General features: G+C 64.0%; 22 protein-coding genes and 1 tRNA gene. 5 read left to right on the top strand and 18 right to left on the bottom strand.

The features are described from left to right. Positions 1-59: 59 nt before the first annotated feature. From lpxC to H1S03_RS05950, 10 genes are all read right to left on the bottom strand, one after another. Entirely contained in the window at positions 60-992 is a 933-nt protein-coding gene (gene lpxC, locus H1S03_RS05905) for a UDP-3-O-acyl-N-acetylglucosamine deacetylase (RefSeq protein WP_185803599.1), read from the bottom strand. A gap of 236 nt (positions 993-1,228) precedes the next feature. After that, a complete protein-coding gene (ftsZ, locus tag H1S03_RS05910) occupies positions 1,229-2,791 on the bottom strand; it encodes a cell division protein FtsZ (protein WP_185803600.1) in 1,563 nt (520 codons plus the stop codon). Between the two features lie 242 nt (positions 2,792-3,033). Next, entirely contained in the window at positions 3,034-4,341 is a 1,308-nt protein-coding gene (ftsA, locus tag H1S03_RS05915; RefSeq protein WP_166193937.1) for a cell division protein FtsA, read from the bottom strand. Between the two features lie 32 nt (positions 4,342-4,373). Continuing rightward, on the bottom strand, positions 4,374-5,240 hold the full coding sequence (locus H1S03_RS05920) for a cell division protein FtsQ/DivIB (protein ID WP_185803601.1): 867 nt from the start codon (positions 5,238-5,240) through the stop codon (positions 4,374-4,376). After that, positions 5,228-6,157 (bottom strand): D-alanine--D-alanine ligase, encoded by a 930-nt coding sequence (locus H1S03_RS05925; protein ID WP_185803602.1) that lies wholly within the window; start codon positions 6,155-6,157, stop codon positions 5,228-5,230. The genes H1S03_RS05920 and H1S03_RS05925 overlap by 13 nt, the downstream gene beginning before the upstream one ends. Positions 6,158-6,202: 45 nt before the next feature. Continuing rightward, a complete protein-coding gene (gene murB / locus H1S03_RS05930) occupies positions 6,203-7,138 on the bottom strand; it encodes a UDP-N-acetylmuramate dehydrogenase (protein WP_185803603.1) in 936 nt (311 codons plus the stop codon). Between the two features lie 9 nt (positions 7,139-7,147). Then, positions 7,148-8,551 carry a UDP-N-acetylmuramate--L-alanine ligase gene (gene murC, locus H1S03_RS05935; RefSeq protein ID WP_185803604.1) on the bottom strand — a complete coding sequence of 468 codons (1,404 nt, stop codon included), beginning with the start codon at positions 8,549-8,551 and terminating at the stop codon, positions 7,148-7,150. Then, positions 8,548-9,645, bottom strand: a complete 1,098-nt coding sequence (gene murG, locus H1S03_RS05940; protein ID WP_185803605.1) for an undecaprenyldiphospho-muramoylpentapeptide beta-N-acetylglucosaminyltransferase — start codon at positions 9,643-9,645, stop codon at positions 8,548-8,550. The genes murC and murG overlap by 4 nt, the downstream gene beginning before the upstream one ends. A gap of 70 nt (positions 9,646-9,715) precedes the next feature. Then, complete coding sequence (locus H1S03_RS05945) at positions 9,716-10,897, bottom strand: peptidoglycan glycosyltransferase FtsW (protein ID WP_185803606.1); 1,182 nt, start codon at positions 10,895-10,897, stop codon at positions 9,716-9,718. A 204-nt stretch (positions 10,898-11,101) separates the two neighbouring features. Continuing rightward, a complete protein-coding gene (locus tag H1S03_RS05950) occupies positions 11,102-12,532 on the bottom strand; it encodes a Glu/Leu/Phe/Val family dehydrogenase (RefSeq protein ID WP_166189872.1) in 1,431 nt (476 codons plus the stop codon). A 268-nt stretch (positions 12,533-12,800) separates the two neighbouring features. On the opposite strand from H1S03_RS05950, the gene H1S03_RS05955 reads away from it, so the two are divergent. Then, positions 12,801-12,875, top strand: a tRNA-Val gene (locus H1S03_RS05955). Between the two features lie 86 nt (positions 12,876-12,961). Then, positions 12,962-13,087 (top strand): type B 50S ribosomal protein L36, encoded by a 126-nt coding sequence (gene ykgO, locus H1S03_RS05960; protein ID WP_024810264.1) that lies wholly within the window; start codon positions 12,962-12,964, stop codon positions 13,085-13,087. Positions 13,088-13,236: 149 nt separating this feature from the next. Here ykgO and H1S03_RS05965 read toward each other — a convergent pair whose 3' ends face one another. The 4 genes from H1S03_RS05965 to H1S03_RS05980 all read right to left on the bottom strand — a co-directional run bounded on the left by H1S03_RS05965 (position 13,237) and on the right by H1S03_RS05980 (position 16,845). Then, positions 13,237-14,799, bottom strand: a complete 1,563-nt coding sequence (locus H1S03_RS05965; protein ID WP_185803607.1) for a peptidoglycan-binding domain-containing protein — start codon at positions 14,797-14,799, stop codon at positions 13,237-13,239. 77 nt (positions 14,800-14,876) lie between these two features. Next, entirely contained in the window at positions 14,877-15,713 is an 837-nt protein-coding gene (locus H1S03_RS17460; RefSeq protein ID WP_185803608.1) for a 1-acyl-sn-glycerol-3-phosphate acyltransferase, read from the bottom strand. Further along, a complete protein-coding gene (gene olsB / locus H1S03_RS05975; RefSeq protein WP_185803609.1) occupies positions 15,710-16,498 on the bottom strand; it encodes an L-ornithine N(alpha)-acyltransferase in 789 nt (262 codons plus the stop codon). Before olsB ends, H1S03_RS17460 begins: the two co-directional genes overlap by 4 nt. Positions 16,499-16,668: 170 nt before the next feature. After that, positions 16,669-16,845 carry a DUF3553 domain-containing protein gene (locus tag H1S03_RS05980; RefSeq protein WP_185803610.1) on the bottom strand — a complete coding sequence of 59 codons (177 nt, stop codon included), beginning with the start codon at positions 16,843-16,845 and terminating at the stop codon, positions 16,669-16,671. On the opposite strand from H1S03_RS05980, the gene H1S03_RS05985 reads away from it, so the two are divergent. Beyond that, positions 16,844-17,485 (top strand): histidine phosphotransferase family protein, encoded by a 642-nt coding sequence (locus tag H1S03_RS05985; RefSeq protein ID WP_185803611.1) that lies wholly within the window; start codon positions 16,844-16,846, stop codon positions 17,483-17,485. The two genes, H1S03_RS05980 and H1S03_RS05985, sit on opposite strands and share 2 nt — an antisense overlap. Before the next feature lie 3 nt (positions 17,486-17,488). On the opposite strand, the gene H1S03_RS05990 is transcribed toward H1S03_RS05985, so the two are convergent. Continuing rightward, positions 17,489-19,783, bottom strand: a complete 2,295-nt coding sequence (locus H1S03_RS05990) for a xanthine dehydrogenase family protein molybdopterin-binding subunit (protein ID WP_185803612.1) — start codon at positions 19,781-19,783, stop codon at positions 17,489-17,491. A gap of 260 nt (positions 19,784-20,043) precedes the next feature. On the opposite strand from H1S03_RS05990, the gene H1S03_RS05995 reads away from it, so the two are divergent. Further along, complete coding sequence (locus H1S03_RS05995; RefSeq protein ID WP_185803613.1) at positions 20,044-21,222, top strand: acetyl-CoA C-acyltransferase family protein; 1,179 nt, start codon at positions 20,044-20,046, stop codon at positions 21,220-21,222. Between the two features lie 39 nt (positions 21,223-21,261). Here H1S03_RS05995 and H1S03_RS06000 read toward each other — a convergent pair whose 3' ends face one another. Beyond that, complete coding sequence (locus H1S03_RS06000; RefSeq protein WP_185803614.1) at positions 21,262-21,456, bottom strand: hypothetical protein; 195 nt, start codon at positions 21,454-21,456, stop codon at positions 21,262-21,264. 181 nt (positions 21,457-21,637) lie between these two features. On the opposite strand from H1S03_RS06000, the gene H1S03_RS06005 reads away from it, so the two are divergent. Continuing rightward, complete coding sequence (locus H1S03_RS06005) at positions 21,638-22,693, top strand: G protein-coupled receptor family protein (protein WP_185803615.1); 1,056 nt, start codon at positions 21,638-21,640, stop codon at positions 22,691-22,693. 13 nt (positions 22,694-22,706) lie between these two features. On the opposite strand, the gene H1S03_RS06010 is transcribed toward H1S03_RS06005, so the two are convergent. Then, positions 22,707-23,390: an ABC transporter ATP-binding protein gene (locus H1S03_RS06010; RefSeq protein WP_185803616.1), complete on the bottom strand. Its 684-nt coding sequence runs from the start codon at positions 23,388-23,390 to the stop codon at positions 22,707-22,709. Further along, on the bottom strand, positions 23,383-24,669 hold the full coding sequence (locus tag H1S03_RS06015) for a lipoprotein-releasing ABC transporter permease subunit (RefSeq protein ID WP_185803617.1): 1,287 nt from the start codon (positions 24,667-24,669) through the stop codon (positions 23,383-23,385). The genes H1S03_RS06010 and H1S03_RS06015 overlap by 8 nt, the downstream gene beginning before the upstream one ends. Positions 24,670-24,707: the final 38 nt, after the last annotated feature.

Here is a 24,707-nt window from a genome sequence, read left to right on the forward strand (position 1 = left end):
AGTTTCACGAGCAATAGCATAGATCGAAACCAAGGGGAAAGGCCGCCTGCGCACCGCGATCAGGCTATGCGCCGCAGGGCCTCCTCGCCCCGCGCGACACCGGGCAGGCCGTCCACATCCGTGGCGGCACAACTGTCCAGCCGATATGCACCGGGTGTGGCGAAAAGCTTGCGCAACAGTCGGTTGGTGACACCGTGACCGGCGCGGATCCCGGTATACTTTCCGATGATCGGCGCACCGGCCAGGGCCAGATCACCGACCGCGTCCAGCATCTTGTGCCGCACGGCCTCATCCGGGTGACGGAACCCTTCCGGGTTTTCGACGACGTTGCCGTTGACCACCACCGCATTCGCGTGGGAGCCTCCCAGCGCCAGACCGTTCTCACGCAGGCGGGTGACATCGCCGCTGCGCACGAAAGTCCGGCTGTCCATCAGATGTTCGACAAAGGCGCCGTTCACCACGGCGAGGCGTTTGGCCTGCCGTCCGATCGCCGTGCCGGGAAAATCGATGCGGAAATCCACCTCGAACTGACGCGCGGGTTCGAGCGATGCGCGCGCCGCGTCCTCGATCAACTCGACCTTCTTGAGGATACGCAGAACGCTGCGATGCTCCATCTGCTCAGCAAAGCCGGCGGCCAGGATGTGGCGCACGAAGGGCGCGGAACTGCCGTCCATGATGGGCACTTCCGGTCCATCCACCTCGATCAGCGCGTTCGAGATACCCGTGCCCTGAAGCGCCGCCATCAAATGCTCGATCGTCGAGACGGTGACGCCAGCCGCGTTCGAAATCCGGGTGTTGAGCATCGTATCGCTGACCGAATCCCAGCTTGCCGGGATCATCGTGTCGACACCGATCAAATCGGTGCGGCGAAACCAAATTCCATGAAAGGCGGGCGCAGGGCGGATGCACAGCGTCGAACTGACGCCGGAGTGAAGTCCGATGCCCTGAATGCGTACTGGCCGACGCAAGGTCGTCTGATAGATCGATTGCATATCTGCCTCATTCCCACTGTGACGCTCTTCGTCGTCCGATCGTTAACGCTCTGCGCGTCTGTCGTTCCCTGGGTAGTAACGAAGTAATAGCCTTTTGCGCCTCAGACCGGCAAATCAATGAATGTGACGGTTTATGTCACATGATGAGCGCCCGAAGACAAACACCTGTTTTCATAAAGAAAAAGCCGCCCCGCTTATGGCGGGACGGCTCAATTCGATATGATGTGACGTCAGGTTCAGTTGGCCTGACGGCGCAAGAATGCGGGGATCTCGATGCGCTGACGCTCATCATCGTCCAGCCGGTCCGCCGGGCGCGGGGCGCTTTGCACCACGCGCGGTTTCGGTGCTGCCGCCGGGGCGGGTGCTGCCGGGCGTTCCGCCACGGGTTGTTGACGCGGCGCCGGGGCCGCATCGCTGTGACCGGTCATGCGGTTTATCAGCGAGTTGATGCCGAAAGCGGGCTTGCGCTCCTCACCGGTCCGGGTCGTGGGCCGGGGCGGAGTCGAATGGCTCGGCTGTTTGGCAACGGCGGCCTGAAGGCGGCGCATCGTGTCCGGCGTCGGTTCAGCGGCGGGTTCGCCTGCAGTAGCGGGCTGTTGCACGGGCAATTCAGGCTGCCGTGCGTCGGACGCAGGTGCCAGCGGCTGTTCCTCCGCAATCACATTACGGGCGCGGACCAGATCCGCGACAGTCGTGGGCGTTGCTGCGGCGGGCTGCGACAGGGGTGCCGGTGCCGCATCCGCAGCCGACCGGTTAACCGATTGGGGTGCAGGCTCGGCAATGGCGGCAGGTGCAGGCTGCGAAGCTGCGGCGGGAAGCGGCTTCTCATGTGCCACAGCCTCGATGCCGGTTGCCACGACGGAGACACGCAGGATGCCGTCCAGCGACGGGTCCATGGTGGAACCGACGATGATGTTGGCGTCGTCGTCCACTTCCTTGCGGATGCGCCCTGCCGCCTCATCCAGCTCGAACAGGGTCATGTCGGGGCCGCCGGTAACGTTGATGAGCACGCCGCGCGCGCCCTTCAGGCTGATTTCGTCCAGCAGGGGGTTGGCGATGGCACGTTCGGCGGCCTCGATGGCGCGATTCTCGCCCTCGGCCTCTCCGGTGCCCATCATCGCCTTGCCCATCTCATCCATCACGGAACGAACATCCGCGAAGTCGAGGTTGATCAGGCCCGGACGCACCATCAGATCGGTCACACCTTTTACGCCCTGATACAGCACGTCGTCGGCCATCATGAACGCTTCGGTGAAGGTGGTCTTCTCGTTAGCCAGCCGGAACAAGTTCTGGTTGGGAATGATGATCAGCGTATCGACGTGCTGTTGCAGCTCGGCGATGCCCTCATCCGCCTGACGCATCCGCTTCGAGCCTTCGAACTGGAACGGCTTGGTCACGACGCCAACGGTCAGGATGCCCATCTCCCGCGCGGCCTGCGCGATAATCGGCGCACCGCCCGTACCGGTTCCGCCGCCCATGCCGGCAGTGATAAAGCACATATGCGATCCGGCGAGGTGATCGACGATTTCCTCGATGCTCTCCTCGGCTGCGGCGGCGCCGACGGTCGGCTTGGCGCCAGCGCCCAGCCCCTCCGTCACCAGCGCGCCGAGCTGGACCTGACGTTGCGCGCGTGACTGTGTCAGCGCCTGCGCATCGGTGTTCGCGACGACGAATTCAGCACCTTCGAGCTGTTTGTCGATCATGTTGTTGACCGCGTTGCCGCCCGCACCGCCCACGCCGAAGACGAGGATGCGCGGCTTCAGCTCGGTCTGCTCGGGCATCCGAAGATTCAGACTCATGGTGTAATCCGCCTGTGTTTGCTCTGCTCTACCTACAGCGGGACCCTCATTTGTCAGGGGCACCCTACTGATTCGTTAGCGTAACCCATAGGGTTGAGTCGGTCACGGATTAATAGGTTAAAATCCTGATGACACGCTGCGAAGTTATCGCTCCGGTGAATCAGATAGGCGAAACTCCGCCGAAATGGCACCTGGATGCGTGCGCCGTGCGGCCACGCAGCGTTTGGTCTGCTGTCCTGCGCCTACCAGTTGTCGCGAAACCAGCGCATCGCCTTGCGAATCCGCTGCTTTCCGGTTCGGTCTGCGGGCATTTCGAAATCCCAGCATTCGTCCTGTGGCTTGGCCAGATGCAATGCCATCCCGACGGCGGCCGAAAACTGCGCCGCCGTCTGGGCCTGTGGCAATCCGGGAATGCGCAGTGGACGCCCCGGACGCACCTGACGGCCCAGGATACGGGTCGCGATCTCCTCAAGCCCTGGAATCTGGCTGCCCCCGCCGGTCAGCACGATGCGCCGTCCCGGCATATGCTCAAAACTCGCCGCGTCCAGACGGTCGCGCGCGGCCTCCAGAATCTCCTCTACGCGGGGGCGCATGACGCCGATCAGTTCGGCGCGTGAGATCATCTGACGCCCCGGTGCGTGATCGTTACTGTCACGCGGCAATTCGATCAGGTCACGATCATCGCGGGAGGTAGCGACCAGTCCGCCATGCACGGTCTTGATCCGCTCCGCCGTTTGCGCGGAAATTTCCAGCCCCTTGCAGATATCGAGGGTGACGTGATCGCCCCCCAGCCGCACCGCATCAGAATAGATCATCTGACGCTTCATGAAGATCGACAACCCGGTCGAGCCGCCGCCCAGATCGATGCACGCGCCGCCCAGTTCCAGCTCATCCTCGGTCATCGCAGCCAGCCCGGCGGCGTAGCTGGAATGCACCAGCCCCGACAGCTCCAGATCGCAGCGCCGCATGACCTGCACCAGATTCAGAATGCTTTCCTGACTGACGGTCATCATGTGCATGTCCACGCTCAACTGCGCGCCCGTCAGGCCGCGCGGATCGGTCAGGCCGGTGCGATGGTCCAGCGTGAAGTTCACCGGCAGCGCATGGATCACCTCGCGCGCGGCGCCGTAATCGGGAATCTCACCATCGGCCAGCGCCGCGCCGATATCGCTTTCGCTGACCTCGCCATGCTCGACCTCCGCCGTGCCGAGCAGCCCGTAGGAGCGGGGCTGCCCGCCGGAATAGCAGGCGATGACGTGGTCCACGCGGACCTCTGCCATCTTCTGCGCCGACTGGATGACGGTGCGCACACCACGCTCTACCTCCTCCATTGAGGCGATCTCACCCAGTTCGATACCGCGCGAGCGGGTCGTGGCGGCACCGATCACCTTCAGCCCCGCATGACCATCGAGCCGCCCGACCCCATCGGCACGCGGCGCGCGCAGCAGGGCCGGGTCGATGGCCAGGATCAGGCATGTGATCTTGGACGAACCCAGATCGACGATCGCGACCAGCCCCTTGCGCAGCGCGCTTTCGCGGCGGGCGCGCATGATGCGCTGGCTGATGAAAAGGTCACTGTCACTCACGCGTCTTCCCCCGATTCCATGGCGCGCAGGCGCCGCATTTCATGAACGGCGTGTTCGCCCAGCCGCACGGTAGGGCGCGCACGGTTGCGCATGTCAAAGACGGCCACGTCGCGGTCCATCACTTCCTCGCTCAACTGCAAGGCCAGTACGTGCATCAGCGCGTCCACAGCCCCCGTTTCGGGCAGCATGATCCGTTTATCGTCGTCCAGCACCACGTCCCAGCGCCGTTCGCCCACGCGCACGACACCCTCGATCCGTGTTGCCAGTGGGCCGGCAGCTTCGGCCAGGGCCAGGGCTTCGCGAACATGCCGTTGCGCGCCCCGCCCCACGATCAGGGGCAGATCCGAACGAAGCTCCCGTCTTTCCAGCGATCCGATCACGACGCCCTCGGCATCCAGCAGCCACAGCCCGTCCGCGCGACGCCACGCCGCCACCGGCGTGCGGGCGCGGACGCGAACGACCAGTTGGCGATCCGCGCCGACGGCGATCTGCGCGCTGGCGATGGGTGGCAGGCCCTCGACCCGGTCGCGGGCGGCCTTCAGATCCAGCGTCAGGGAGCTGGCCGGAAGGTCCACCGCCAGAGCCGTCCGAATCCTGTCGGACAGGACCGGACCCGCACCGTCGATGCGCACACCGGTAACGGCGAATTCGGGGCGGGCCTCGATATAGGCCCAGGTCTGCTGATACCGCTCCACCGCATAGGCCTGATTGGCGGGATCGGTCGCGACCAGCCCCACGATTCCGGCCAGCGCCCCCAGCGGAACCCAGCGCGTCACCGTCCTGCGCACACGCGGCGACAGCCACCACCGCGCCAGGCGATAGCGCAAGCGCGAGGGTGCGTAATCTCTCTTTACCGGTCGCATGAGGCATCCTCGATCAGCATCCTGCACAACTGCGCGAAGGTAATCCCCTCATGCGCGGCCTGCTCGGGCGAGAGGGATGTCGGCGTCATGCCCGGCTGGGTGTTCGTCTCCAGCAGGAACAGGCCGTCGGCGCCCCGGCTTTCGTCCCAGCGCAGATCGGTGCGCGAGACACCGCGACAGCCCAGCACCTGATGCGCGCGCAGGGCGTAATCGCGACACAGCACCGTGATTTCATCCGGCAGGTCGGCGGGCAGAACGTGGCGTGAGCCGCCATCGCCGTATTTCGCCTCGTAATCGTACCAGCCGGTATTGCTGATAATGTCCGTCACGCACATCGCGCGCGCCGGTCCGCCTGCATCCAGCACCGAAACGGTCAGCTCACGCCCCGGCACGAACTGTTCGGCCATCAGCATGTCGGGCATCTTCTCATCAATCACGGCAGGACCGTTCGCGCCCTCATCCACGATATAGATGCCGACTGAGGACCCTTCGTTATAGGGCTTGATGACATAGGGCGGGTCCATCGGATGCGCGTCCATCGCCTCCGCCTTGGTCACGCGCCGGTCGGGAACCACCGGCAGACCGGCCCGGCGATAGGCGGCCTTGGTCCGCAGCTTGTCCATGGCGAGCGCCGAGGCCAGAACCCCGGAATGCGTATAGGGGATGCGCAGCCATTCCAGCAGCCCCTGCACGCAACCATCCTCGCCCCAGCGCCCGTGCAGGGCGTTGAACACAACATCAGGTTTGATGCGCTGCAAATCCGACACCAGGTCCGGGCCTGCGTCGATTTCGAATACTTCGCTACCGTCTTCCCGCAATGCGTCCGCGCACAGCCGACCGGACACGAGCGATACGTCACGCTCCGCCGAAGGGCCGCCCAGAAGGACCGCAATACGGGGCTGTCCACTGCTCGACATACCCGCCTCACTCAAATGGTCGCCCCGGTTGGTCCAGGGTCGCCGTCACGCGCCGACGTGTTCGCCTATCCGCATGATTTCCCACTCTAGCTCAATGCCCGAGTGGTCCAAAACCCTTTTTCGCACTTCTTCGCCAAGTCCCTCCAGATCGGTGGAGGTCGCGGTGCCCGTGTTGACCAGAAAGTTCGGATGTTTCGGGCTCATGATCGCGCCGCCACGGGTCAACCCACGGCATCCGGCGTCGTCAATCACCTTCCACGCCTTCAGATCGTGCACGTCGTCGTCGCGCCCGGTTGAGGAATATCCCACCGGGTTGCGAAAGGTCGAACCGCACGACAGGTCGTCCACGGGCTGGCTGTCGGCACGCTTCGCCAGTTGCTCGGCCATCTTGGCGGTCAGCGCATCCGGATCGCCAGCAGGGCCACGCAGCAACGCGGACACCACGATCGCCCCGTCCGGCAGCGCGGAGGACCGATAGCCGAATCCCAGATCGCCCGCGGCGATGGTCTGCCGCGACCCGTCGCGCAGCAGCACGTCCACCTCCACCACCGCATCCGCAGTATAAGTGCCGTAACAGCCCGCGTTCATCCGCACCGCGCCGCCGATGGCGCCGGGGATAGTGCGCAGGAATGTCAGGTCGATCCCCGCCTCCGCCGCGCGCTTGGCCACCTGCGCATCCAGCGCGGCACATCCGGCGCGGACCTGCCCGTCGGCGATGTCCACTTCGTTGAAGCCGCGCCCCATGCGAATCACCACGCCGCGCACGCCGCCGTCGCGCACGATCATGTTCGAGCAGACGCCGACCGGCAGCAGCGGCACGTCATCGGGACAATCGCGCAGAAACCCGGCCAGATCGTCCACATCCGCCGGCATGAACAGAACGTCAGCCGGGCCACCGGTGCGCAGCCAGCTCATCGCGGACATGTCGCGGTCCGGCATGTAGCGGCCACGTATCGGGGGCAATCGGTCGATCAGGCTCATGATCCGCCCTCAGGTCAGGCTGCGCGGCAGGGCATGCGCCCATTGCGTGATGGTCCCCGCGCCGAGGAAGACGACCATGTCCCCCGCCCCGGCCACCTCTCGCACGAAGGCGGGGATGCCCTTCGGCGCGTCCAACGCGCGCACGTCGCGGTGGCCATGCGCCGCGATCCCCTCGACCAAAGCACCCTGATCGGCACCGGCGATAGGCTCCTCCCCCGCTGCGTAGACGGAGGAGATCGCAACCACGTCCGCCTCGTTGAAGCAGGTGCAGAACTCATCGAACAAGCTTTCGACGCGGCTGTAACGGTGGGGCTGGTGGATGGCGATGACCTTGCCCTTGGTGGACTTGCGCGCGGCCTTCAACACGGCGGAAATCTCGACCGGGTGGTGACCGTAATCGTCGATGATGGTGATGCCGCCAACCTCGGCCACATGGGTGAAGCGTCGGTTCACGCCGCCGAAACCGCTCAACCCCTTGCGGATCGCATCATCGGGAATTTGCAGGTCCAGCGCCACGGCAATGGCCGCCAGCGCATTCTGAACGTTGTGATCGCCCGGCATGGGCAGCCGCAGGTTTTCGATCCGACGCTCACCATGACGGTGCCGCGCGATCACGTCGAAACAGGCGACCGGCCCGTCATAGCTCAGGTTCACCGCGCAGATATCCGCTTGCAGGCTGAAGCCGTAGGTGATGACGCGCTTGTCCTGCACCCGCCCCTTCAGCGCCTGACATTCCGGATGGTCGATGCAGATTACCGCCGCGCCATAAAACGGAATGTTCGACACGAAGCTGTCGAACGCCGCGCGGATCGCATCGAAGCTGCCGTAGTGGTCCATATGCTCGGGGTCGATATTGGTGATGATGCCGATGGTCGCGGGCAGTTTCAGGAATGTGCCGTCGCTCTCATCTGCCTCGACCACCATCCAGTCGCTGGCCCCCATCCGCGCGTTGGAGCCATACGCATGGATGATCCCGCCATTGATGACCGTCGGATCGACCCCGCCCGCATCCAGAATGGCCGAGACGAGCGACGTCGTTGTCGTCTTGCCATGCGTGCCCGCCACCGCGACATTGGACTTCATGCGCATCAGTTCGGCCAGCATTTCCGCCCGCCGCACGATGGGCAGACCCCGCTTGCGCGCGCCATCCAGTTCCGGGTTGCCCCTCTTGATCGCGGTGGAGATCACGACGACCTCCGCGTTGGTCAGGTTGTCCTCGGACTGGCCGATGAAGGTCGTGGCCCCCTTGCTGCGCAACCGCTCCAGAATCGGGCCGTCCTTCAGATCCGATCCCTGAACCTTGTAGCCGTGGTTCAGCATCACCTCGGCGATGCCGGACATGCCGATACCGCCCAGTCCGACGAAATGGATGGAGCCGATATCCTGCGGCAATCGTGTGGGGCGTTCGCTCATGTGGCGGTTCCTTTAGACATGCGTTCGACCAGATCGGCCAGGCGCTGCACCGCATCGGGGCGCGAGGCATTCCGCGCCGCCTCCGCCATGGACGCCGCCCGCGTCGGGTCGCCGAGTATTGCCGCGATTTCAGTCGAGAGGCCACCACTGTCAAGTGCATCCTCACGTATCATCAGCGCCGCACCCGCCTGGACCAGTCCACGTGCATTTGCCGCCTGATGGTCGTCGGTGGCCAGCGCATAGGGGATCAGGATCGAGGGGCGCCCGACCACCGCGATATCCGCGACGGAGGACGCGCCCGCACGGCTGATCACCAGGTGACAGTCGGCCAGACGCTGCGGAACGTCGTCGAAAAAGCTCCGCACATCCGCCTCAATACTGGCGGCGGCATAGGCCTCGCGCACGCGGGTCTCATCCTCGCCACGGGCCTGATGCGCAACCTTCAGCCTCGCACGCAATTCATCCGGCAGCGCGGCCAGCGCCGCAGGCACGACCCGTGACAGGATCGCGGCCCCCTGCGATCCGCCGATCACCAGCACGTTTCGGGTATCGGATCGGGCCAGATCATAATCCGCCCCCGCCATGGCAAAGACCGATCCACGCACCGGGTTGCCTGTATGCTCCGCCGTCGCCCCGCTGGGCAGGACCGTCGGCTCGACCGAGCAGGCAACGATATCGACGCGCGGCGCGAACAGCCGGTTCACCCGGCCCGGCACGCCGTTCTGCTCATGTATCAACGTGGGTATGCCCAGCATTTTCGCGGCGCTCATCGCCGGAACGGCAGGATACCCACCAAAGCCCGCGACCACGGCGGGCCGGTCCCTGCGCATCGCGCGCCAAGTATCCCAGACCCCCCGCGCGATCAACAGGGGGGCCGTCAGCTTGCCCCGCAACCCGCCCCGTGCAGGCGTTGCGGCGCGCACGACCTCTCGCGTGACGGCATCGGGAAACGCCCCGGCATATCGTGCGCCCCGTGCATCGGTTGACAGCGACACCTGCCAGCCCCGCCGCAGCATCTCCTCCGCCAGGGCCTGCGCGGGAAACATATGTCCCCCCGTACCGCCCGCTGCGATCACCAGTTTGCGCGGCTTCATCTCGCCCCCTTCACTTTCCTCAAATATCCCCGCCGGAGGCGACCGCCTCAAGCATTCGACCAGACCTGACTCAACCCGAAATGGCCCGATCGCGTGAGATGCCAACCAGATCACCGAAATCATCCTGCGGGCGGCGACGCGTCAGCGCCATCAACATGCCCAGCGCAATTCCCGCCGCAACCACCGACGATCCACCATAGCTGACGAAGGGCAGCGTCATCCCCTTTGCGGGCAGCAGACGCACCGCCACGCCCATGTTGATGATTGCCTGCATTCCGAACAATGCGGCCAGACCGGTTCCGGCAAGGCGGATGAACGGATCACGCTCCCGGCTCAACCGAAACAGCGCGCGCAAGGTGACGAATCCGAACAGGCCGATGATGATCCAGACCAGCAGCAGGCCGTATTCCTCCGCCGCGACGGCGATGATGAAATCGGTGTGCGCGTCGGGCAGGCGCCACTTTACCTGCCCCTCTCCGATGCCGACGCCCAGAAAGCCCCCCTCGCGGATGGCGGCGGTGGCGTATCCGATCTGGGTGTTGGGGTCGATGTTCGGCGTCAGATAACCATCGATGCGCCGGGCGAAGTGCTCGGAATTCTCGTAGGCGAAGGTTCCCGCCGCAACCACCGCGCCCGCCAGCCCCAGCAACAGCGGCATCGGCGCACCGGCCACGAAATACATCAGGCCCCATGCCGCCAGGATCAGGCTGGCCTGTCCGAAATCCGGTTGCAGCGCCAGACAGGCCGTCACCGCCAGCGCGACCGCGAAGGACAGCGTCTTGCCCGGCGGACCGCCGCGCACCATCGACCCTGTCATCAACCATGCGGCAAAGACGACAAAGACCGGCTTGAGGAACTCGGACGGCTGCACACTGGCAAAGCCCAGCGAGTACCAGCGCACCGCGCCCTTTCCGAAATCCGTGCCCAGCACCGGCAGCAACAGGATCGCCACGAACGCCCCCGCAAAGCCCAATGTCGCCCACCGGCGAATCTGGCGCGGGCTCATCATCGACACGATCAGCATCGTCCCCATGCCCATCACACCGAACACCGCCTGACGGGTCACGTAGTGAAAAGGATCCAAGCCGTTGCGTGCGGCCAGCGGCGGCGACGCGGCTAGGCCCAGCAGCAATCCGACCAGAAACAGGATCGCCACGGCGGACAGGGTCCACCTGTCCACGGTCCGCCACCAATGCGACAGGATCGGTTCTTCTTCGGGCGCGTCCTGCGCTCCGAACACCATATCGGTCATCGGCTTGCCTCACACTGCCGCGGTACTCTGCTCCGGCATCCGATCTTATGCGTGACACGGTATGCCCTGCCCTCACCCTATCCTGAATTTCGCCGTCGGGCCAGATATCTGTGCGTACACGCTATTTCGCCGCAAAACCCGCGATGAACCGACCGTGCGCGGGGGTGCCCCCCCGCTCGACCAGCCCCGGCCACAGGTTTGTTCCTACAGCCCCATGGTTGCATAGCTCGCGGCGACACGCTGGATGCTAACCAGATAGGCGGCGGTGCGCAGGTCCTTCACATCCGCCCGTTCGTGCCAGATCGCCTGCATGGACTGGTAGGCGTCGCGCATCGTGTCGTCGAGGCCGGAGCGGACCAGCTCCAACTCCCCCGCACCATGCAGGTATTGCTTCTTGAAGTTCTCGGACAGGACCAGGTTGTTGCCGCCTGCGGTCTTTACCTTCTCCAACTCGTCGACCAGCAATTCGTGGCGCGCCTCCTCCTGACGCCGCTCCATCCGGCCAAAGCGGATGTGGCTCAGGTTCTTGACCCACTCGAAGTAGGAGACCGTCACACCGCCCGCATTTGCGTACATGTCAGGGATGATGACCGTTCCCCGCTCACGCAGAATGTCGTCGGCACCGGCGGTAATGGGGCCGTTCGCGGCCTCGATGATCAGGGCGGCCTTTATCCGCTCGGCATTGTCGAGGTTGATGACCCCCTCCAGCGCCGCGGGAATCAGGATATCGCATTCCAACTCCAGTCCGGCCGCGCCGTTCTCGATAAACTTGGAACCGGGAAAGCCCCTGACGCTGCCGGTTTCCCTGAGGTGGTTGCGCACGTCCTCGACCTTCAGACCGGTGTCACAGATGATTGCGCCGTCCCGCTCGACAATGCAGGTGATGCAGCAACCGTCCTGTTCCTCAAGGAACTTCGCCGCGTGATAGCCCACATTGCCAAGCCCCTGGATGACGACGCGCTTCCCGTCCAGCTTGCCAGACAGGCCAGCCTTTGCCACGTCCTGCGGATGGCGGAAGAATTCGCGCAGTGCGTATTGCACGCCGCGCCCCGTCGCCTCGACCCGGCCGGCAATGCCACCAGCGTTCAGCGGTTTTCCGGTGACGCAGGCCCGCGCGTTGATGTCGGTTGTGTTCATGCGGCGGTACTGATCCGCGATCCAGGCCATTTCGCGCGCGCCGGTGCCCATGTCGGGTGCCGGGACGTTCTGCGCGGGGTTAATCATGTCGCGCTTGATAAGTTCGTAGGCGAAGCGGCGGGTGATCCGTTCCAGCTCCTCCTCGTTCCAGTCCAGCGGGTTGATGGCCACGCCCCCCTTGGAGCCCCCGAACGGCGTCTGAACGAGGGCACATTTGTAGGTCATCAGCGCGGCCAGTGCCTCAACCTCATCCTGATTGACGTTTCCGGCGTAGCGGATGCCGCCCTTGACCGGCTCCATATGCTCCGAGTGTACGGCGCGATATCCAGTGAAGGTCTGGATGCCGCCGCGCAGGCGCACGCCGAACCGGACGGTATATGTCGCGTTGCACACGCGTATCTTCTCAACCATCCCCGATGGCAGGTCCATCAGCGCGACCGCGCGATTAAACATGATATCGACGGATTGGCGAAAGCTCGGCTCTGACGTGGTATTCATCGGTTTGTTACCTCCAAACCTTGTGATTTCCCCTTTGGAAGACCTAAGCGTAGGGGGGTTTTGCATGATTGAAAGGCACGCGAAGCGATATTCGACATCGCGCGCGCACCGCCCCGGTAAAACCTCCGTGTCCTCCCCCGGACGGGCGGGGTGGGGCCGCCGCTTCCAGAAACATCACCGCCGGTTGCAAAAGTGCGGTTGACGACCCCCCCGACTCGTGGCAATTACCGCGTCAATTCCGGCGGGGCAACTTCCCGGTCGGACGGATGGGCGTATAGCTCAGCGGGAGAGCACTTCGTTGACATCGAAGGGGTCACAGGTTCAATCCCTGTTACGCCCACCATCCATTCCGCCGCTGCCGATACGCGACAGCGGTCATCGCAACCGAGGCGCCGGGTCCGCTCGCGCCGCTGAAATTGGAGAGATGCCATGAAGGTCAAGAACTCGCTTCGCTCCCTGAAGCAGCGCCACCGCGATTGTCGTGTCGTGCGCCGCAAGGGTCGAGTCTACGTGATCAACAAGACCCAGCCTCGTTTCAAGGCACGTCAGGGCTGATCGCCCTGCTTCCCGCCTGACCTGCGCAGCCAGATTTGCGCAATCAGCTGGACAGCCTGCGGTTGCTGAATACACCTACAAATACGACACGAATACAAAAGGGCCGCTCCATCAAGAGCGGCCCTTTCGCTGTGCATCACAGACAGGGATCAGTTACCGGCCAGGGTGATCAACTGGCGCACGGTTGCCTGATCGACATACCCGGTCGCGTTCAAGCCGAAATCGCGCTGGAACTGGCGCAGCCCCTGACGTGTCGTCTCATCAAAACTGCCCGAGATATTGCCCACGGGATACCCCTGCGATTGCAGGCGGATCTGGACGAGCGCCCGGTTGATCGAGTTCAGGCCCAGTGCCTGCTCGGTCGCTTGCGGGTCCTGCGCCGGGTCGGGTTGCTGCGTTTCCTGCGAGGCCCGCAAGGTCTCGATCTGAGCACGGGCGGTTGCCGCGAACTCACTGTTCGGGAAGTTGGCGACGAAGGTTTCGTACCCCTCGATCGTGTTCGCGTTCCGGGCCCGCTGCCAGGCCGCATTCACGTTTGCGTTCGCATTCGCGCGGTTGTTCTCGGCCTCGATCGCGTTCAGCTCGCTGCGGGCGCGCTCGGCGAAAACACCGTTCGGGAACGAGTCGAGATAGCGGCGCAACGCGGCCTCTTCTCCGCTTGCGCCTGTCGCATCCCAGAATGCGCGATCCTCCCGCTCCCTCTCCGCTTTCTCGGCTGCCTGAGCGGCCTCCTGCTCGGCGCGCGCATTGTCGGCCTGAACGCCCAGCAGGTCGATCTGACCGCGCGACAGGAACCCGCTCGCCGTGAAATCCTCGGATTGTTGCCATGCCGCGATGGCGCTGCGCGATCCCGGCCCGAAGATACCGTCAACGCCGCGCGTGTTGTATCCAAGTGCCACCAGATTCTGCTGGATCTGGCGCCGTTCGCTCCGCGACAGATTCAGCTGCTGCTCACGCGCCTCCGCCGGATTTTCCTCGACTTCAGGCTGCGGCTGCGGGGTCACGGTCGCAGGTTCGGGCCGGGCCGCGGGCAGTGGGGCAGGCTCGACCCGCTCTACCGCCAAAACGGCATCGCGCGGGGCGAATCCGAAGCGATTCAGGTCGTCGGGCAGATCATTGCCCATCTCACGCATTGTCATTCCCGGCTCCAACGCGGTGTTGCGCACCAGCGAGGACACGTCCGCGATTGATCCGGTGACGACCATCGTATCGCGCGGGGCGAACAAGCGCCCGATACCCGCCTCATAGCCTTCACCCTCGAATCCGCCATCCTCGTCACTGCCGACGAAAACGACGCCCAGTTCCTCGGCCTCGTCCACCAGCGACACGAAGAAATCTATCGTCGGCGCGGTCAGTCCGATTCGCACCACGCTGTCACCGTTGATATCCACCGGCATGAACCAGCTTTCGGTATCCGTCGTGACAGTGTGCCCGTTGAGATGAACAACGATCCGTTCCGCCCCGTCGATCTCATCCATGAAGCCACCCAGCAGGCTGAACAGCTGCGTACGCGTCAAATCCTCGCCCTGTGTCACGTCAAATCCAGCCGCGCGATAGGCATCGACCAGCCGGTCATGCTCACGCGAAGTCACATCATCGGCGTTGGCGTAGTCTGAATTTCCGATGACCAATGCGACATCCTGCGCAAATGCAGGTGCGGCAACGGCCAGCAATGCCGTGCTGGCGAGCAAAGTCTTGAGTGTGGATCTCATACCTGTGAACCTCCTGATATCGGGTCAAATATCAGGTAGAACGCCTGATACAGCGTCCCAGTTGCGTATTAAGACGCTCAGCTAATCGTGATCGCCTGCCCCGCAGGGGAATGAAGGGCCCAATGCGCACGAACCTGCTCACCGCAATGGCGCGCCAGTTCCTTGCGGCCCGCGAAATCGGCGGCTTCGACAGCGGGCGCGAAGCTGAGGTGCAGCGTGCCGCCATAGGAATGCGCCAGCAGGGTCCATAAACTCCCCCCCAGACTCATATCCCCCCACCAGCCATAGAACGTTGCCGGCAGGTGCGGCGCGGGCACGTAGATCGCGGCGACCGGCTGAATCTTGACGCCGCTTTCCATGTCGGAAAATGCGGCGAACAGGGGGGATTTGAAGGGCAGGACCCGCTGCCCGTCGGTGCTGGTCCCCTCGGGGAAGAACAGCAATTGCTGCCCTTGCGCCAGACGCTCGGCCATTTCGAGCTTCTGCCTGGCCGCTGCGCTGGACCTGCGTTCGACGAACATCGCGTCCATCATGCGGGCACACCACCCGATGGCAGGCCAGTCCGCGACCTCGGACTTCGCGACGAAGACCGTGCGCCCGATGGAACAGAACGCCATGATGTCCAGCCAGCTGGAGTGATTGGCAACCAGCGCCGCCCCGTCGGGCGGGGGGGTGCCGTGCACGATCCGCCGCAACCCGATCAAGCGCAGACTGCCACGGGCCCACAACCGCATGACGGCATAGCGAGGACGCCTGCCCCCCAGCAAAGGCTGCACCCATTTCAAGGGCAGATAGATCGCGATCGCCAGCACCAGCCACAGGATGAGCAATACGCCGCGCAGGACCGCGACGACGGCGCGCAACGGGCCGGTGGGCGGAGGGGCCGGCGGATCAGCTTCGTCCCACGTGCTCACGCAATGCCTTTTCCGGTCGTGCGGGTGTACATATCCTTGTAACGCTCCGTCATCGCTGCCGTGTCCATCAGCAGGCAGACATCTATGGTGTTGAAATCGTGGTCGATAAATGCCCCCTCGCCCACGACGCCGCCCAAACGCAGATACGCCTTGATCAACGGCGGCATCTGCCGCATCGCCTGCCGCGCGTCGATCTGTGAGGCCGGCATGCGGTTCATCTCGACATAATGATCGGCCAGCGTGCGGACCCGCAACGCAGGTGGGGCCAGATGGCTATGATACAGATGGGACAGAGGTTGCGCCACCGCGTCCACATCCGTTCCGGGGAAACTGGCCACACCGAAAAGCACTTCGATACCGTGGCTCAGGACATATTCGCCCAAACCGGACCACAACAGATGCATTGCCACACCGCCGCGATAGTCCGGGTGCACGCAGGAACGGCCCAGTTCGACCGTTTCGCGCCCCAGTCTGGTCAGCGGCTCCAGATCGTATTCGCTTTGGCCGTAAAACCCCGGCCCTGCCTGCGCGACCGAGCCGCGCAGCAGGCGATAGACGCCGACAACATTTATCCCGTCCTCACCCGGGTGGAGCAGATCAATCAGCAACAGATGGTCAAAGAAGGGGTCGAAGCGGTCACGCTCCAGCCGCAGGGCGTGCTCCTCAGCCGAGGCGGACGCGCCCATCTCCTCGACGAACACGGTATATCTGAGGCGTTGAGCGGCGCGGATCTCGCCTTCGTCACGGGCGAGCCGTACCTGAAATCGCTTGGCATCGACCTTCATCATAGGATCCGTGCTGGCGCCGGTATGCGTTCCGGCAGTCGGGGGGAACCTATTAGGACCACGCGCCGACTTCAACGCGATAGGTCACCTGCCGGCAAAAGCGCCGCAGGGCTGCGCATTAACCTTTTGTGCACTTTTTGTTAAGCATATCGTGTAAGATTGGATCCACGTTATAGCTGATCGTGGATTTGGTGGAGGACGATGCGTGACCCATCGATCACCACCTTGCCGCGATTTTGAAAATTTACCGTGATCTTCCGCCCGATCACGGATTGCACCTGCCCGATACCCCAGTCCGGCTCATCAGGATGGCGCACCAGCGCGCCCGGTTCGAGGAATTCATTCATGGCCACTGCACCCCTGCTTCAAAACTCAAACATCTCCTCGCGGATCGAGGACGATCTGATCGGCTTGGTGACATCGCGTATCTGCCATGATCTGGTCAGCCCCATCGGCGCGATCGACAATGGGGTCGAACTGATGACTGCGCTGTCCGGCACCTCACACTCCGCCGAAATGGGCCTGATCGGGCAAAGCGCAAGGGCGGCGGGCCTGAAACTCAGGCTGTTTCGCATCGCGTTCGGCGCCGCCTCCCCAGACGCGGTCAGCCGGGGTGAGGATCTGCGGCAGGTGTTCGAGGGGACGTTCAACCGGTCCCGGTTGAAATTCAGCTGGGTGGATCAGACGACGGCGATGTCCCGTCCGCAGGCAAAACTGCTCGCCCTGTCGCTGCTGTGCGCGGACACGGCCATGCCTTTCGGCGGATTGCTGACGCTGACCGTACTCGACAGCGGGGTGACGCTGAGCATGAGCAGCGAACGGTTCCGCTGGCAGGACGATCTGTGGGCCGCGCTGTGCGGCGATGGCACGTTCACGGATGTCGGTGCCGGGAACGTCCAGTTTCCCCTTGCCCGACTGCACGCCGATCAGATGGGGCGCCGGTTCGCCTTGCGTGAGGATACACAGAGCTGGATCCTCAGCGTCTAGCCGTCATTCCGCCGCGATCCGGGCGGCGTTGAGCCAGCTCCACATACGCACCGGGGTGATCGGCATGTCCACATGCCGCACGCCCGCGTCCCAGACCGCATCCAATGCGGCATTTGTCACGGCGGCCAGCGCCCCGACAGTTCCCGCTTCGCCACAGCCCTTCATACCGATCTCGTTCGCGGTGGAGGGGACCAGTTCCGCGTGAAAATCCATCCACGGCACGTCATAGGCACGCGGCATCGCATAATCCATGAAGCTGCCTGACAGCAATTGCCCGTCCGCGTCATAAACCACCTGTTCTGTGATCGCCTGCCCGATGCCCTGTGCAACGCCGCCATGCACCTGCCCCTCGGCCAGCATCGGGTTCATCAGCACGCCGAAATCGTCCACCACGGTGTATTTGACGACCTGCGTCTTGCCGGTATCGGGATCGACCTCGACCTCGCAGAAATGTGCCCCGTTGGGATAGGAGCGTCCCCCGACCGTATTTTCCAGTTCGGTGACCAGCAGGTCGGCCTTGCCGCGCTTGCGGGCGATATCGCTCAATTCCATCAGGCTGACGGACCGGTCGGTGCCTGTGATCTGGAAGGCGCCGTTCTGGAATGTCAGATCGGCGCCCGCGACCTCCAGCTCCTCCTCCGCCAGAGGACGGAAGCGGCGGATCATTTCGTCCGCGGCGGCATTGATGGAATTGCCCTGCATGGTGACGGAGCGGGAGCCGCCGGTGCCGCCGCCCTTCGCGATGCGGTCGCTGTCGCCCTGAACGAAACTGATACGATCGAACGGAATGCCCGCCCGCTCATTCAGGATCTGGGCGAAGACCGTTTCATGCCCCTGCCCGTTCGACTGGGTGCCGACATAGAGGTTCACGCGGCCATCGTCGCCGAACTCGATCTTCGTCGTCTCATCCTGCGAGCCGAGGATGGACTCGATATAATAGGCCAGTCCCAATCCGCGATATTTACCCGCCTGCGCGCTCTGCTTCCGACGCTCCTCGAAGCCGTCGATATCCGCCTCGCGCAGGGCGCGGTCGAGAACCTTGTGAAAATCACCGACGTCGTATGTCTCACCACTGGCAGAAGTATAGGGGAAGCTGTCGCGCGGAATGAAGTTTATCCGCCGCAATTCGACCGGGCTGATCCCCAATTCGCGTGCGCACTGATCCATCAGCCGCTCCACCGCATAGATCGCCTCGGGCCGTCCGGCGCCGCGATAGGAATCCAGCGGCGTTGTGTTCGTATAGACCCCTTCGACGTGGAAAAACGTGGTCTGCACGTCATAGCTTCCAGGCATGACCTTCAACGCCAGTTCGGACTGGATCAACTGGCCGTGAGGCGAATTATAGGCACCCAGATTGCTGATGGTGTGAAACCGAAGGGCCAGCAGCTTGTGATCCGCATCGAAGGCCGCCTCAGCCGTTGTGACCAGATCGCGGCCGCCGGCATCGGTCAGATGCCCCTCGCCCCGATCCGCCATCCAGCGCAACGCCAGTCCCGTTTCGCGCGCGGCAAAGGCCAGAACGAAATATTCGGGGTAATCGAAGCTCTTCATCCCGAAACCACCCCCGACATCCGGGTTGGTGACACGAACCTGCGTCCTGTCCATGCCCAGCTTGCGCGCCAGATTGTCGCGCAAGCCCCACACACCCTGACCGTTCACGGTAAAATGCAGACGGCCGTCGACCATGCGGGCCAGCGCACCGCGCGGCTCCACCGGATTTGCGATCACCCGGTTATCGACCAGTTCGAGAGATACCGTGCGCGCGGCTTTGGCAAAGGCGGCCTCGGTCGCGGCCTCGTCACCATGCGCCCAGTCATAGGCGCGGTTGTCCGGTGCCTCGGAGTGGATCGTCTCACCCCCCACGGCAGTCGCGACATGCACGGGCAGATCCTCATAATCCACCTCAACCAGATCTGCGGCATCCAGTGCGTTCTGACGGGTTCGGGCAATCACCACGGCGACCGCCTCACCAACGTAGCGCACGCGCCCGGTCGCCAACATCGGGCGTACAGGAGCCGCCGCCTTGGTTGCGTCACGGTTGTTCACGAGCGCGAAGTTCATCGCGTTCTTCAGCTTTCCCTCCAGATCGGCGGCAGTGTAGACTGCGACGACCCCTTCGGCCTCACACGCGTCGGCGGTGTCCAGATTCACGATATCGGCATGGGCGACAGGCGCCCGTACAAAGACCGCAAAGGCATCCGCCCCGATCGAGAGATCATCGACATATTGGCCCTGCCCGGTCAGGAAGCGGTTGTCTTCCTTGCGTCGCACGGATTGGCTGATACCGAACTTTGTCATGACCTGGCCCTTTCGAAAGGTTACCTTGCGAACCTAACATTTCGCGGTGCGCTGTCCATGCCGCCATTGACGCGGGCAGGATTTACGCAGGCAGGCCAAATCCGGTTTGGCAGACTGTCCGATCAGACACGGATTGATGGTGAAAACCTTGACCCGTACGGCCCAAGCAGCCGGCCAGCGATGATCCTGACGCCGCATTCGACTTGACCTGAGCCGGTCGATAGGCATCGTGCGCGCAAAGACAACAGAAGGAAACGTCTATGACCCGAGAAATCGTCATCCTGGGCGGTGCACGCACCGCAATCGGAACCTTCGGCGGCGCGCTGGCCTCCACCCCGCCGATCGATCTTGCCGCTATAGCAACCAAGGCCGCGCTGGAGCGTAGCGGTGTCGAGGGCGACCGCATCGGTCATGTCGTCTTCGGTCACGTCATCAACACCGAACCGCGCGACATGTACCTCAGCCGTGTGGCCGCAATGCAGGCTGGCATCCCCGACACGACCCCCGCGATGAACGTGAACCGTCTGTGCGGTTCGGGCGCGCAGGCCATTGTTTCGGCAGCGCAATCGCTGATGCTGGGCGACGCCGATTTCGCCGTTGCCGGTGGTGCGGAAAACATGAGCCGTTCGCCCTACATCCTGCCCGAGGCCCGCTGGGGCCAGAAAATGGGCGATACCCGCGCACTCGACATGATGCTGGGCGCGCTGAACTGTCCGTTCGGCACAGGCCATATGGGTGTGACGGCGGAAAACGTCGCGGATGAGCACGACGTGACCCGTGAGCAGATGGACGACTTCGCCCTGCAATCGCAGGAGCGTGCGGCCAACGCCATCGCAAAAGGCTATTTCAAGGATCAGATCGTGCCGGTCGATGTGAAGGTCAAGCGTGGCACCGTCGCCTTCGACACGGATGAGCATCCCAAGGCAAGCACGGCTGAGACTCTCGCCGGTCTGCGCCCGGTGTTTCGTAAGGACGGCCGGGTCACGGCGGGCAACGCGTCGGGCATCAATGACGGCGCGGCGGCGATGGTGCTTGCAACCGCAGATGCGGCAAAGGAAGCGGGTCTGACCCCGCGCGCGCGCATCGTAGGCTACGCCCATGCAGGTGTGCGCCCCGAGGTGATGGGAATCGGGCCAATTCCGGCGGTCGAGAACCTGTTGGCCAAAACCGGCCTGAAGGGCTCCGATTTCGATGTGATCGAATCGAATGAGGCATTCGCGTCACAGGCCATCGCAGTCAATCGCGGCTTGGGCCTCGACCCGGCCAAGGTCAACGTGAACGGCGGCGCGATCGCTCTGGGCCATCCGGTCGGCGCGACCGGTGCCATCATCACGATCAAGACGCTCTATGAGCTGGAGCGGACCGGCGGTCGTTACGGCCTGATCACCATGTGCATCGGCGGCGGTCAGGGCATCGCCATCGCCATCGAACGCATTTGATCCCCTGTCGCGCCGCCGCTCACCGGCGGCGCGACATGCTCAGGCGGCGTAGGGGCAGTCGTCCTTGTGCGTCAGATGCTCCACATCCTCGGCAATTGCACCGCATTCCACACATCGCAGCCCGTCGGGCGTGCTTTGCAGGAAGTCCGGCAACGTGCCATCCGGGTCATGCCCGGCCGTCAGATCGGGTGCGCCGGCCCGCGCCAGACTGGTCTTATCGGAAAAATCACTCATCTCGGCCTCCTGTCTCTCCTACCTCTTCAACGTCTGAGGGCTGGGCACAGTTGCGTCAGGAATAAGAGCTTTCCATAGTTCCCTTGGGTTGCCTGCTGTATTTCGGAAACCCCAAGGAATGTGATCTCTCGCCTCGCCCTGCAAACGCACTAAATATGGGGCGAGGCAGAACAGGCACGCGATGACCGCACTGGATCAGTATCAACGGCTCGAAGCCGTCGCATTGTGGCGCTCGTCGCCCGATGAGGACCCGCGCGAGGTCGTGGTCAGTTTCGGCAATGCCACCCTGACCCTGATGAGCATGGAGGAGGAGCCGTGGGGCCACTGGTCCCTCGCCGCGCTGGAGGAGCTGGGAAGCGATGAGCACGGCCTCGTCCTGACCCCGGACCCCGACTGTCAGGAAACGCTGTCGCTCGACGATCGCGACATGATCTCGGCCATTCGGGCGGTGCGCGGCAATGCACAGCGTGAGATCGTCGAGCGTCGGCGGATCAAGCTTCTGGCGCCGGCGCTGCTGTTTCTGGTGGTGCTGATCGGTGCCGTGCTGCTGGCGCGACAGCCCATCGCCACATTCCTGATGCAGCGCGTGGACGATGTAACATGGGAACGGGTCGCCATCGCGCTGGCGACGGACCGGATGCAGGCCGACGATGCGCGGTTCTGTCGGGTGAACGGATCGGCCGGGTTGCGCACTTCGCGCGGGCATCCCCTGCTGCTGCGCATCCACGGGCGGCTCGACCCCGGCGCGACGGCCATCCGCCCGGTTCTGGTCCGGTTCGACGGGCCACCCGTGCTCAGCCTGCCCGGTGCGTTGGTCCTGTTGAACGCCAACGCCGTCGATCTGAGCGATCAACCCGAGCAGATTGCCGGGCTGCTGGCACTGGCTCAGGCCCGCTATGATCTGAAACTGGATCGACAGGTTGTAACGCAGACGCTGGGACTGATCGGCACGGTCCGTCTGGCCGCGTCCGAGGTGCTGCCCCGCGCGCGTCATGACAATGTTCTGGAGGCGCTGATCAGCGCCGCCCTGCGCGACCCTCAGGCCGACAGCGCGGCCCTGCGTCTGCTGACGGCAGCGCAACTGCCCAGCCTGCCGGTCAGCCTGCTGCTGAACGAATATGGCGCACCCCGCGCCCGGATCGAGACCTTGCAGGCGGGCGACAGCATTGGTCCCGCCGTCTACACCCCCGCATTGGACGACGCGGACTGGCTGCGACTGAAGGCAGCCTGCGACTGAAAACAACCTGGGGCTAGACCGGTTGAACCGCCCCCGATGTCAGGCGCAGCGTCCGATCCATCCGACCGGCCAGTTCCAGATTATGCGTCGCGATCACCGCAGCCAAACCGGTTTCGCGCACCAGCCCCATCAGGACTGCGAAGACCTGTTCGGACGTGTCCGGGTCCAGATTGCCCGTCGGCTCATCCGCCAGCAGGAGGCCGGGATTGTTCGCAAGCGCCCGGCAGAAGGCCACACGCTGTTGTTCGCCGCCCGACATTTCCGAGGGGCGATGGCCCATCCGATCCGCCAGACCGACCGAGCTGAGCAAATCCTTCGCCCGCGTTCGCGCGGCGGCGGTGCCCACGCCCGCGGCGCGTTGGGGCAGCTCGATATTCTCGCTCGCCGTGAATTCGGGCAGCAAGTGGTGGAACTGATAGACAAACCCGATGGTGGACCGGCGCAGTCGCGTGCCGGCGCGATCGCCCAGCCGCGTGGCGTCCTGCCCCTCGATCTCTACCGAGCCGCTGTCGGTGGAATCGAGCAGGCCCCCGATGTGCAGCAGCGTCGATTTTCCCGAACCGGATGGCGCAACCAGTCCGACGATCTCACCCCGTCCGACGCTCAGATCCAGGTCGCGCAAGACGCGAATTTCACCGGGCTCCCCCTCGTTGTAGGTCTTGGAGATGCCTGTCAGTTTCAGAACCGGATCACTCATAGCGCAACGCCTCCACCGGGTTCATGCGCGCGGCACGGCGCGCCGGAAAATAGGTCACGACGAAGGATAGTCCCAGCGACAGCGCCGCCGCGCGCAGCACGTCCACCAGCCGCAATTCGGCGGGCAGTTCGCTGATGAACCGGACCGAGGGGTCCCAGACCCCGCCGCCCAGCAACCAGTTCACGAACCCGAAGATCGGGTCGATATAGATCGCGAAGGCACAGCCCAAGATTACGCCCAGTGTCGTGCCGATCAGCCCGATCCCCGATCCGCAAATGAAGAACACCCGCAGGATCGACCCCTGCGACAGCCCCATCGTGCGCAGGATGCCGACGTCGCGGCCCTTGTTCTTGACCAGCATGATCAGGCCCGATGTGATGTTCAGCGTCGCGATCAGCACCAGAATGGACAGGATGACGAACATGATGTTGTCCTCCATCTCCAACGCCCGCAGGAACCCGCCCGACGATTGCAGCCATGTCCACGAATAGGTGCCCGCCCCTGCGGCGGCCAGGATCGGCGTCACCAGATCGTCGATATCCTCGGGATCCTCGACCAGGACTTCCAGTTCATCCACCACGCCATCACGGTTGAAGAATCGCTGCGCCTCGGCCAGCGGCATGTAGACCCGGATGCGGTCGATGTCGTAGCGCCCGACCTGGAAGATATGGACGACCTCGTAGGTCGAAGTACGCGGCGTGGTCCCCATCAGCCCTTGCACCCCGTCGGGGGAGATGATCTGCACGCGGTCCCCGACCAGAACGCCCAACTGGTTGGCGACCCCGGTGCCGATGGCGATCCCGTTCGCCAGATCGTCGATGCTGCCATAGCTGACCTCCGGCTCGGCCAGCAGAGGCAGGGTCTTGATATCCGCGATGGTCTGGCCCAGCACCTGCACACCGGCATTGCGCCCGTTGGCCGAGGCCAGAACCTCACCCCGAACGGTGGGGGCCACACGGGTGACGCCCGGAACCTGCCGGACAGCATCCGCCCTGACGTCATAGTCGTCCAGCGTGCGGATCACTTGCCCCGTCTCAGTGGCGTAGGGCGTTTGCAGAACCTGAACATGCGCGTTGGCCCCCAGGATCGTCGCCACGAACTCACTGCGAAAGCCGGAGCGGACGGACAGCGTCGCGATCAGCGCGAACACGGCCAGCGCGATGCCGATCAGGCTGATCCACGTCATGACGCTGACGCCGCCCTCGCGCCTGCGCGCGCGCAGGTAGCGCCAAGCGATCAACCATTCGAAAGATGCAAAGGGGGTGGCACTGCCTGCCATGATGTCCTCCGGCCTTGATGCCCGCGCGGACAATGCGT

Origin of the sequence: Pontivivens nitratireducens, assembly GCF_014235845.1 — a bacterium.
GTDB lineage: Bacteria > Pseudomonadota > Alphaproteobacteria > Rhodobacterales > Rhodobacteraceae > Pontivivens > Pontivivens nitratireducens.

Bases quoted from the DNA above. Each gene is read 5' to 3' on its own strand.
- lpxC (WP_185803599.1), bottom strand. From the start codon at position 992: ATGCAATCGATCTATCAGACGACCTTGCGTCGGCCAGTACGCATTCAG.
- ftsZ (WP_185803600.1), bottom strand. From the start codon at position 2,791: ATGAGTCTGAATCTTCGGATGCCCGAGCAGACCGAGCTGAAGCCGCGC.
- ftsA (WP_166193937.1), bottom strand. From the start codon at position 4,341: ATGCGCGCCCGCCGCGAAAGCGCGCTGCGCAAGGGGCTGGTCGCGATC.
- H1S03_RS05920 (WP_185803601.1), bottom strand. From the start codon at position 5,240: ATGCGACCGGTAAAGAGAGATTACGCACCCTCGCGCTTGCGCTATCGC.
- H1S03_RS05925 (WP_185803602.1), bottom strand. From the start codon at position 6,157: ATGTCGAGCAGTGGACAGCCCCGTATTGCGGTCCTTCTGGGCGGCCCT.
- murB (WP_185803603.1), bottom strand. From the start codon at position 7,138: ATGAGCCTGATCGACCGATTGCCCCCGATACGTGGCCGCTACATGCCG.
- murC (WP_185803604.1), bottom strand. From the start codon at position 8,551: ATGAGCGAACGCCCCACACGATTGCCGCAGGATATCGGCTCCATCCAT.
- murG (WP_185803605.1), bottom strand. From the start codon at position 9,645: ATGAAGCCGCGCAAACTGGTGATCGCAGCGGGCGGTACGGGGGGACAT.
- H1S03_RS05945 (WP_185803606.1), bottom strand. From the start codon at position 10,897: ATGACCGATATGGTGTTCGGAGCGCAGGACGCGCCCGAAGAAGAACCG.
- H1S03_RS05950 (WP_166189872.1), bottom strand. From the start codon at position 12,532: ATGAATACCACGTCAGAGCCGAGCTTTCGCCAATCCGTCGATATCATG.
- ykgO (WP_024810264.1), top strand. From the start codon at position 12,962: ATGAAGGTCAAGAACTCGCTTCGCTCCCTGAAGCAGCGCCACCGCGAT.
- H1S03_RS05965 (WP_185803607.1), bottom strand. From the start codon at position 14,799: ATGAGATCCACACTCAAGACTTTGCTCGCCAGCACGGCATTGCTGGCC.
- olsB (WP_185803609.1), bottom strand. From the start codon at position 16,498: ATGAAGGTCGATGCCAAGCGATTTCAGGTACGGCTCGCCCGTGACGAA.
- H1S03_RS05985 (WP_185803611.1), top strand. From the start codon at position 16,844: ATGGCCACTGCACCCCTGCTTCAAAACTCAAACATCTCCTCGCGGATC.
- H1S03_RS05980 (WP_185803610.1), bottom strand. From the start codon at position 16,845: ATGAATGAATTCCTCGAACCGGGCGCGCTGGTGCGCCATCCTGATGAG.
- H1S03_RS05990 (WP_185803612.1), bottom strand. From the start codon at position 19,783: ATGACAAAGTTCGGTATCAGCCAATCCGTGCGACGCAAGGAAGACAAC.
- H1S03_RS05995 (WP_185803613.1), top strand. From the start codon at position 20,044: ATGACCCGAGAAATCGTCATCCTGGGCGGTGCACGCACCGCAATCGGA.
- H1S03_RS06000 (WP_185803614.1), bottom strand. From the start codon at position 21,456: ATGAGTGATTTTTCCGATAAGACCAGTCTGGCGCGGGCCGGCGCACCC.
- H1S03_RS06005 (WP_185803615.1), top strand. From the start codon at position 21,638: ATGACCGCACTGGATCAGTATCAACGGCTCGAAGCCGTCGCATTGTGG.
- H1S03_RS06010 (WP_185803616.1), bottom strand. From the start codon at position 23,390: ATGAGTGATCCGGTTCTGAAACTGACAGGCATCTCCAAGACCTACAAC.
- H1S03_RS06015 (WP_185803617.1), bottom strand. From the start codon at position 24,669: ATGGCAGGCAGTGCCACCCCCTTTGCATCTTTCGAATGGTTGATCGCT.